2 protein-coding genes and 1 pseudogene are annotated in these 1,420 nt (G+C 58.9%); all 3 read right to left on the bottom strand.

Annotation, left to right across the window (positions count from 1 at the left end; genetic code table 11):
- Positions 1-534: pseudogene (locus DWB67_RS17655) on the bottom strand (IS630 family transposase); the annotation flags it as partial.
- 18 nt (positions 535-552) lie between these two features.
- A complete protein-coding gene (locus DWB67_RS17650; protein WP_147385979.1) occupies positions 553-789 on the bottom strand; it encodes a hypothetical protein in 237 nt (78 codons plus the stop codon).
- An 86-nt stretch (positions 790-875) separates the two neighbouring features.
- The coding region (locus DWB67_RS17645; RefSeq protein ID WP_119808842.1) for an IS5 family transposase at positions 876-1,420 on the bottom strand (545 nt) is incomplete at its 5' end.

Raw genomic sequence — 1,420 nt, 5'->3', positions numbered from 1 at the left:
CGGAGCGAACTTTACCACCCAGCGGTTTAGCGTCGCATGATCGACATTAATACCACGCTCAAGCATAATCTCTTCGAGATCACGATAGGAAACGGCATAGCGGACGTAGGAGAAGACCGAGAATGCCTGCTCAATGGGGTTTAGATCGGGTGAATAGGGCGGCAGATACAGGAACCGACATTTGGCGGCACGGACGGCTTCGGCGGCCTCGACGTTGCGGTGGGTCGCGAGGTTGTCGAGGATGACGACCGAGCCGGGCGTCAGTTCCGGGGCCAGGACATCGCGAATACAAGTCGCGAAAACGGAGCCATCCATCGCCCCCTTTATCCCCCAAGGCGCGATGAGCCCCTCCGACGTGAGGCACGCAATGAATGTCTGCATGCCCCGGCCACCCAAAGGCGCGTCCATCCGCAGCCGCTGGCCGCGGCAGGCGCGCCCCCGCAGTCGGGTCAGGTTCGTCTTCACGGAGGTTTCGTCAATGAACACCAGCCGTTCGGGCTGGCGACGCATGAAGGGAATGCGCCGTTCCTGCCACGCGCGCCGGGTCTGTTTTTACACGGGCGCGGTGCTGTTCAGAGGCCGCCAACAATTTCTTTTATAGGTGAAACCAAGCCGCTTGAGCAGCGCCGCAATCGAGGAGTGATGGACTTTCACGCCCTCGGCCATGGCCAGCGCATCGCGTCGTTCATAGAGCGTGATATCCGGGTCCTGCGCGACCAACTCCTCAAGAAAGGCCTGATGCGGCGCAAGCTTTCCACGCCCGCGTGGCCGCCCCTGCGGCGCGGGCACTGCATCCCCGTGCTGCCGGATTGCCCGGGCCCAACGTGAACCCGTCGCAGGCGAGAGCATCAATCGCGCCGCGGCAGCTCGCCCACTCAAACCCTCCTCGATACAAGCTTTGAACCGCGCACGCAGCGCATCCGGTAATGGTGCTGACATGATCCATCCTCCCGGAAAGGATGAATCACAACCAGACCCCTTTGAAAATCCCATGATTCCCAGTTTTGCAGAAACGCTCTAGGGCCCGTGGACAAACATCTTGAAGCAATCAGGGCTGCAGCTAGGTTCCAATTGGCGGTGTAGCTGCAATCGGTCTTGTCATAGCGTGTTGCTACACCCCGGAATTCCTTGATCTTTGCGAAGTAGTTTTCAACCATATGGCGCCACTTGTAAGCGTCTGCGTCGTAGTTACGCTGTTGCTTTCGGTTTGATTTCGGTGGGATCACGGCGCTTGCCCCACGTGCATCCAGTTCTTCCAGAAGCCAGTTCGCGTCAAACGCTTTGTCTGCCAGAAGAGCCCCGAAGGGAACTTTACGGATCAGAGGCGCGACGCCTTTTGTGTCATGTGCCTGCCCGGGCAATAATAGGAAACGGATCAGATTGCCGAGCGCATCCACAAGCGCGACGATTTTAGTCGTCA

This window comes from Paracoccus sp. JM45, assembly GCF_003590715.1.
Taxonomy (GTDB): Bacteria; Pseudomonadota; Alphaproteobacteria; order Rhodobacterales; family Rhodobacteraceae; genus Paracoccus.
Note: the sequence above shows the minus strand (reverse complement) of the source record. Positions and strands in the feature narration are given on the sequence as shown.